The 6,921-nt window shown below is 44.0% G+C and carries 8 protein-coding genes; 1 reads left to right on the forward strand and 7 read right to left on the reverse strand.

Annotated elements, in window-relative coordinates:
• The 7 genes from HMPREF2701_RS04210 to HMPREF2701_RS04240 form a co-directional block, all read right to left on the reverse strand.
• Positions 1 to 663, reverse strand: coding sequence for a thiamine diphosphokinase (locus HMPREF2701_RS04210; protein ID WP_070482204.1), 663 nt, complete (start codon positions 661 to 663; stop codon positions 1 to 3).
• The gene (gene rpe, locus HMPREF2701_RS04215; RefSeq protein ID WP_000084990.1) at positions 626 to 1,282 is read right to left on the reverse strand and encodes a ribulose-phosphate 3-epimerase; all 657 of its coding nucleotides are present in this window, start codon (positions 1,280 to 1,282) and stop codon (positions 626 to 628) included. The genes HMPREF2701_RS04210 and rpe overlap by 38 nt, the downstream gene beginning before the upstream one ends.
• Positions 1,283 to 1,292: 10 nt before the next feature.
• A complete protein-coding gene (rsgA, locus tag HMPREF2701_RS04220; RefSeq protein WP_070482257.1) occupies positions 1,293 to 2,171 on the reverse strand; it encodes a ribosome small subunit-dependent GTPase A in 879 nt (292 codons plus the stop codon).
• A 1-nt stretch (position 2,172) separates the two neighbouring features.
• Positions 2,173 to 3,045, reverse strand: coding sequence for a 16S rRNA (adenine(1518)-N(6)/adenine(1519)-N(6))-dimethyltransferase RsmA (rsmA, locus tag HMPREF2701_RS04225; protein ID WP_001216838.1), 873 nt, complete (start codon positions 3,043 to 3,045; stop codon positions 2,173 to 2,175).
• Positions 3,042 to 3,377 (reverse strand): ubiquitin family protein, encoded by a 336-nt coding sequence (locus tag HMPREF2701_RS04230; RefSeq protein WP_061590030.1) that lies wholly within the window; start codon positions 3,375 to 3,377, stop codon positions 3,042 to 3,044. The genes rsmA and HMPREF2701_RS04230 overlap by 4 nt, the downstream gene beginning before the upstream one ends.
• A gap of 107 nt (positions 3,378 to 3,484) precedes the next feature.
• Positions 3,485 to 4,051, reverse strand: a complete 567-nt coding sequence (gene rnmV / locus HMPREF2701_RS04235) for a ribonuclease M5 (protein WP_070482206.1) — start codon at positions 4,049 to 4,051, stop codon at positions 3,485 to 3,487.
• Positions 4,051 to 4,824, reverse strand: a complete 774-nt coding sequence (locus tag HMPREF2701_RS04240; RefSeq protein ID WP_070482208.1) for a TatD family hydrolase — start codon at positions 4,822 to 4,824, stop codon at positions 4,051 to 4,053. The genes rnmV and HMPREF2701_RS04240 overlap by 1 nt, the downstream gene beginning before the upstream one ends.
• Before the next feature lie 156 nt (positions 4,825 to 4,980).
• Between HMPREF2701_RS04240 and HMPREF2701_RS04245 the strand changes: the two genes are divergently transcribed.
• Positions 4,981 to 6,825, forward strand: coding sequence for an APC family permease (locus tag HMPREF2701_RS04245; protein ID WP_070482212.1), 1,845 nt, complete (start codon positions 4,981 to 4,983; stop codon positions 6,823 to 6,825).
• The last annotated feature ends 96 nt before the right edge of the window (positions 6,826 to 6,921 follow it).

A 6,921-nucleotide genomic window follows, 5' to 3' on the forward strand; every position in this document is an offset into this window, starting at 1 on the left:
CTACCTCCTGTCCTTGCTATGCAACACGACTACATAGCCATCTGGGCAAGTCACCGAAACTTCCCTATCTATATATTCGTTAGAAGCGTACACTTTTTTAAAGAAAAAATTTTCCTCTGTCAACTCATACTTAGCACCGAGAATAGTCAGCTGGCTATCCCGAACTGGCATAAAGGCTAGATAGTCATAGTCTAAACGAGGTTCTAACTGACTGGTCCCTTCTGGACAATAGGCAATCAAATTTTGCCCATCTTCAATCGCTATCTGGCGCATATAGGGAGCCAACTTAGGATTGCTAGGTAGAAAGACGTTAGCTAGCATATGATCAATACGACCACCCAAAGCACCGAAAATAGTAACCTGAGCCTGAGAATTTTGCTCAAAGATGGTTAAGAGAGCCAATTCCAGATCTGTATCATCTTTTTCTGGTCGGGCTTGAACAAAATGCTGGGCACGTTTTTGAATCACCTGTCGCTCTTCTGCAGTAACAGAATCAAAATCCCCAACTGCTAGAGCAAGAGGCAGCTTTTCTTCCAAGACCCAGAGCGAGCCTCGATCCACACCGACAAAGCAATCAAAGTCTGTCCGATAATGACCGCGGTCTCCGCCTGCAAAAACGGCAACCCTAGTCCAGTTGTTTTCTGAGAGTTTGTACTCGCTCATTGACATCTCCCTTAAAGACATAGGAACCTGCTACAAAAACGGTCGCACCAGCTTCTTTAGCTTGGGCAATAGTTTGGTCATCAATCCCACCATCCACTTCAATCTCAAAGTTCAAACCTTTTTCCTCACGAAGGGCAACCAACTCACGGACCTTATCCATGGTCTCTGGTAGAAAGGCTTGCCCACCAAAGCCTGGGTTAACTGTCATGACTAAGACTTGGTCAACTAGGTGAAGCACGTGCTTGATGGCTTCAACTGGTGTGCCAGGATTGATAACAACTGAAGGCTTAACTCCGAGTGAACGAATTTTTTGGAGGGCACCATGAATATGGGGCGTTGCTTCCACATGGATACTGATGATATCCGCACCTGCACGCGCAAAGTCTTCTAAATGATGCTCTGGATTAGCTACCATCAAGTGGCAGTCGAAGACCATCTTACTATGAGGACGAAGAGCTTCAACCACACCTGCACCAAAACTGATTTGCGGGACAAAATGGCCATCCATGATATCGATATGGGCATACTCTGCCCCAGTTGCTTCTAGACGTTTGATTTCACGTTCAAAGTTGGCATAATCTGCTGCCAGAATTGACGGAGCAATCTTGTATTGAGACATAGGTTTCTCCTTATTTTGGAATTTTTTTGCTGACTTTTTTATAGGTTTCTCTGCGATTTTCAATCTCACTGAGGAATTGCAGGTAGTTGTCAAAACGGAAGGGCGCAATGGTACCTTCTTCAACTGCTGGCTTAACCGCACAAGAAGGCTCATGGGTATGGGTACAAGTACGGAATTTGCAGTCTCGACTGACAGTGGCAATCTCTGGGAAGGCCTGATTGAGGTCTTCCGCCGTTGATACTTCATAATCCAAGGATGAAAAACCTGGTGTGTCTGCGATTTTACCCCCATTGAGATTATAAAAACTAACTGCTCGAGTAGTGTGGCGCCCGCGACCCAGACTGTCTGAAATTTCTCCTGTTTCAAGATTGAGGTCTGGTGCGATTTTATTGAGAAGAGTTGACTTCCCAACACCTGTCTGCCCCATAAAGACCGTCACTTTGCCTGTTAACAAAGGCAAGAGTTCCTCTTTACTGGTCACAAAGTCGTAGTCGATATTACCATAAGTCTGTTCATAAAAATCCAGTTCTTCTCTATCTTCCAACAAATCCATTTTAGAAATATAAACGATGGGATGGATTCCCTTGTGTTCCAAAAGAACCAAGAAACGATCCAGCAAATTGCTGTTAAAATCAGGTTCCTTGACGGACATGATTACTACAGCTTGGTCAATATTGACAATGGGCGGACGGACTAGGCTATTTTTGCGTTCGTGAATCTTGAGAATATAGCCTTCTGAATTTTCCTCCGCAGAGAAATCTACCCAGTCCCCAACATAGGGAGTATGCCCTTTTTTACGGAAATTCCCACGCGCGCGTGTTTGATAGACCTGGCCATCACTCTCTACATAGTAGAACCCAGCCAAGGCTTTAATGATTTGTCCCTGCATTTTAAAGTCCTTGTCCTTTAAGTGCATCTGCTAGGCTGGCAAATTCCGCCAAGCTGAGAGCTTCCCCACGCACACTTGGTGACAAGCCTGCTTGGTCCAAAGCCTTGGTCAGCTTGTCCTTGACCTCTTCAGTCTTGCCAAAGTAACCTGTCAAGTTATTCCACAAGGTCTTGCGGCGATGGGTAAAACTAGCCTTGGAAACCTTAAAGAAGAAGTTCTCATCTTCTACTGCTACAGCTGGCTCTGGACGGCGCACCATTTTCAAGATGGCTGAGTCCACGTTTGGTGCTGGCACAAAGACCGTACGAGGCACGATAAAGGCAACCTTAGCTGTCATGTAGTATTGAACAGCGATTGACAAGCTGCCATATGCCTTAGTGTTAGGCTGGGCTGAAATGCGGTCCGCCACTTCTTTTTGCATCATGACGACAAACTCACTAAACGGAATGCCACTTTCAATCAAGTGCATGAGAATAGGTGTCGTGATGTAGTATGGTAAGTTAGCTACTACCTTGATTGGCAGGTCAGGATTTTTAAAATTCTGGATATGCTGCGCCAAATCAACCTTGAGAATGTCCTCGTTGACTACGGTCACATTATCAAAATCACGCAGGGTATCTGCCAAAATCGGCACCAAACGGTGGTCAATCTCAAAGGCCATGACCTCTGCTGCACGCTCAGCCAAAAATTCTGTCAAGGCACCAATCCCTGGCCCGATTTCGATGACATTAACCTGGTCATCAATCTCAGCCGTATCCACGATTTTTTGAAGGATATTGGTATCCGTCAAGAAATTTTGCCCAAAGGACTTTTTAAAGGTAAATCCGTGACGCTCTAGCACTGCCTTGGTCACGCTGTAATCTGCAATTCTCATTTATTCTCTTTTCTAATATAGTAAGTTTCTGGAGTAGCATGATAGAGCAAAACAAATAAAGGTGTTCCATCAAATCCTTCCACCATCTCTTTTAGGAGTGCATCTGGATGAATAATTTCTCGTGTTTTGGTGAAATAAACTCCATGTTCCCCGTTTCGATTACGAAGTTCCCATGCAACATTATTCCCTTGGACAGAAGGTAGGTAACGCTCCATTTCTAAAAAATCAAAAAAATCTTTCACCGTCATGTCTTCCGGAACTTCAAATTCTACCTCATGAGGTAATACATCATCACCCATACAGACAGAATCTCTATCAACTCGTATTTTCATTTCACTCTTTCCTTATAAATATCTATTTAAATATTATCAGAGTGAATCCCCTGACATAAATCTACTTACTTCTATTGTAACACATTCCCCTTACATTTGGTGGCTGCTTAACTATTCTTATAAGATTTCATAGCTTCTTCCACTTCTGCCAAGGTTACTCCAAATAGTTCTAAGCGCTTGAGAAGTTGCTTGCCGTTGGAATAGCCGAGTCGGAGAGCATCTCCTAGATATTCTCTACGCTTGCGGCTGTCTGCTCCTGCTAGAAAACCAAGGCGAATCAAGTCGCTACGACTGATATCAAACTCATTCTCGTTTTCAAATTGCTCTGTCACCTGAGCTAGGGCCGTTTTTAAATCTTCATAACTGGCATGCTCAATTCCCAGAGAACGTCCCTTGGTTTTGGACTTGGGAACAGCTTCATCTCGTTTGAGGAAGGCATGCTGAACTGTTGGAATAGCCGTCATAATCATGCGACGAATCCGCTCCCCATTAAAATCTGGGTCTGTAAAGACAATGACTCCATGGCGTTGGTGTAGACGCTGAATCCGCTCTAGATCCTGCTCATTGATGGCAGAACCTCGTGTCTCATAGGTCTCTACATCGAAATAGCGTTTGAGATTGGCCGTATCATCTCGCCCTTCGACCACGATAACTTGGGAAATTTTTTCTTTCATTACTTGTTGTCCAATCCAAAAATGCGCTCTGCATTTGCAGTCGTTGCTGCCGATAACTCCTCGGTCGTCATGCCACGCAAGTCAGCGATAAAGTCCACTACATAGCGAGTATAGGCTGTTTTATTTTCACGACCACGTTTAGGTACAGGTGCCAAGTAAGGCGCATCTGTTTCTACCAAAATCTTATCCAAAGGTAACTCTTTAGCTGCTTCTTGGATGTCAGTTGCCTTCTTAAAAGTCACCACTCCTGAGAAGGAAATAGTCATGCCAAGCGCGACAAACTTCTCTGCCCACTCAAGAGTCCCTGAAAATGAATGCATGATACCACCACGAGGACCAACGCCCTCACTTTTGATAATCTCATAGGTATCTTCCAGCGCATCACGAGTATGGACAACAAAAGGCAAATCCAAGTCCTTAGATAATTGAATCTGACGACGAAAAACCTGCTCCTGCACCTCTTTTGGCGCCGTCATCCAATGATAATCCAAACCAATCTCACCCAAGGCAACTACCTTTGGATGCTTGAGCTTGTCAAGCAAGTAGGTTTCAATCTCCTCTGTGTAAGTTCCAGCTTCTGTCGGATGCCAACCAATAGTTGCGTAAAGTTTGTCATACTCATCCACCAACTCCAAGGCACGCTCAATCGTCGGTTCATCAAAACCAACAATATTCATCTGTGTCACACCCATCTCAGCAGCCAAGGCAATTTCTTCTGCCTCACGACCTGCAAATTCTTCTACATTCAAGTGTGTATGTGTATCAAAAATCATCTCTTCTAACCTCGTTTTCTATCTTCTATTATACCAAAAAACCGCCCTATCTCCTCATCTGTAAAAAATATTCTAAAATCTATTGTCGTCTCTTGACGCAATTTTTTCAAAGCAGTATAATAGCACTTATTGAAATTTTCAGTAAAGGAAAATACCATGTTTACAAAATTAAAACATACCTTTATCGGTCGTCCTCTTAAGTCCTTAACCGAAGGCGAAGGGGGACTACTGGGAAAAATGCAGGCGCTAGCCATGTTATCAAGCGACGCTCTATCTTCCATTGCCTATGGGCCTGAGCAAGTAGTCCTCGTCTTGGCTAGTCTCTCTCCTCTTGCGATATGGTGGAGCCTTCCTATCGGCCTCTTTGTCCTCCTGCTCCTAGCTAGCCTGACCGTCTCCTACCGTCAAATCATCCATGCCTACCCTCAAGGGGGAGGGGCCTATATGGTTACTCGAGAAAATCTATCTCCCGAGCTTGGCTTGATTGCTGGAGGTAGTCTTCTGGTTGACTATATGCTGACCGTAGCGGTATCTGTTTCATCTGGAGCAGACGCTATCACAGCAGCTCTCCCTTCTCTTCACCCTTACAACCTCCACATCTCTATTTTTCTGGTTTGCTTGCTCATGCTCTTGAACTTACGAGGCTTAAAAGAATCTGCCAGTTCACTGATGATTCCTGTCTATCTCTTTATCATCAGTACTGTCTTTCTCTTGCTCTATGGAATCTTTCAACTAGTGACAGGTTCTCTTAGCTATCAGGCAACTTCTCCTATCGGGCATGCTGTTCCGAGCCTGTCTATCGTTCTCATTCTAAGAGCCTTTACCAGCGGCTCTGCCTCTCTGACAGGAGTTGAAGCTATTTCAAATGCCGTTCCCTTTTTCAAGGCTCCGAAAGAAAAGAATGCTGCTCAGACCTTGACCATCATGTCACTGATTTTAGGTTTTCTTTTTGCTGGTATCACCTTCCTAAACTACTGGATGGGGATTCTGCCTCAACACGGAGAAACTATTCTTTCACAGATAGCTCAAGGCATCCTTGGTAATTCCTTCTTAGGTCACCTTGGCTATTATATCTTCCAATTCTCCACAGCCTTGATTTTAGCCGTAGCTGCAAATACTGGCTTTTCGGCCTTCCCTATGCTAGCTTACAATATGGCTAAAAACAAATACATGCCCCATCTCTTTATGGAAAAAGGAGACCGCCTAGGCTACTCCAATGGAATTTTAACTCTGGCTTTTGGAGCTATGATTCTTCTTCTCATTTTTAATGGCAATACCGAACGTTTGATTCCCCTTTATACTATCGGGGTCTTCGTTCCCTTTGCCCTTTCTCAGACTGGGATGATTCGCCATTGGAAAAAAGAAAAAGGGGCAAATTTCTTAAAACCTGCCCTTGCCAATATTCTTGGAGCTATCATTTGCTACGCGATTGTACTAATCTTGCTCTTTTTCCGTCTCAGTGATATCTGGCCTTTCTTCCCGATTATTCTCGTACTCACCCTACTCTTCTTGGCGATTCACAGTCATTACCAAAAAGTAGCTCAACAACTGCGACTCTATGAAGGCATCGAAAAACGTACTTACGACGGCAATCTGGTTCTGGTCCTAGTAGGAAATGTCACCCGAGTCAGTGTCGGAGCCATTAACTACGCTCAAAGTATCGGTGACGAAGTCCTAGCCATGCATATTTCTACTAAGGAAACAGCAGAAAAAGACCAAGAAATTCTCCAAGAATTTGCTGATTACTTCCCAACTATTACTCTGAAAAATATCAAGACCAGCTACCGTGACATCATCACCCCTACTGTCAAGTATGTCAAACGGATCTCTGAGGATGTCCAGAAAAAGAACTATACAGTCACTGTCCTGGTACCCCAGTTTATCCCTAATAAACCTTGGCAAAATATTCTACACAATCAAATGAGCCTTAAACTCAAATACGCCCTTCGTTGGCACCAAGACGTCGTTGTCGCTAGCTACTCTTATCACTTAAAAGAATAAAGAAAAGGCCCTACCAGAACCAATAAGCGTCTGGTAAGGCCTTTTTCTGAATCCTATCACTATGCTTATACTCAATGAAAATCAAAGAGCAAACTA

Source organism: Streptococcus sp. HMSC077D04, from assembly GCF_001808785.1.
Lineage (GTDB): Bacteria > Bacillota > Bacilli > Lactobacillales > Streptococcaceae > Streptococcus > Streptococcus mitis_BX.

Coding starts and splice junctions, on each gene's coding strand:
- HMPREF2701_RS04210 (WP_070482204.1), bottom strand. CDS start 663: ATGAGCGAGTACAAACTCTCAGAAAACAACTGGACTAGGGTTGCCGTT.
- rpe (WP_000084990.1), bottom strand. CDS start 1,282: ATGTCTCAATACAAGATTGCTCCGTCAATTCTGGCAGCAGATTATGCC.
- rsgA (WP_070482257.1), bottom strand. CDS start 2,171: ATGCAGGGACAAATCATTAAAGCCTTGGCTGGGTTCTACTATGTAGAG.
- rsmA (WP_001216838.1), bottom strand. CDS start 3,045: ATGAGAATTGCAGATTACAGCGTGACCAAGGCAGTGCTAGAGCGTCAC.
- HMPREF2701_RS04230 (WP_061590030.1), bottom strand. CDS start 3,377: ATGAAAATACGAGTTGATAGAGATTCTGTCTGTATGGGTGATGATGTA.
- rnmV (WP_070482206.1), bottom strand. CDS start 4,051: ATGAAAGAAAAAATTTCCCAAGTTATCGTGGTCGAAGGGCGAGATGAT.
- HMPREF2701_RS04240 (WP_070482208.1), bottom strand. CDS start 4,824: ATGATTTTTGATACACATACACACTTGAATGTAGAAGAATTTGCAGGT.
- HMPREF2701_RS04245 (WP_070482212.1), top strand. CDS start 4,981: ATGTTTACAAAATTAAAACATACCTTTATCGGTCGTCCTCTTAAGTCC.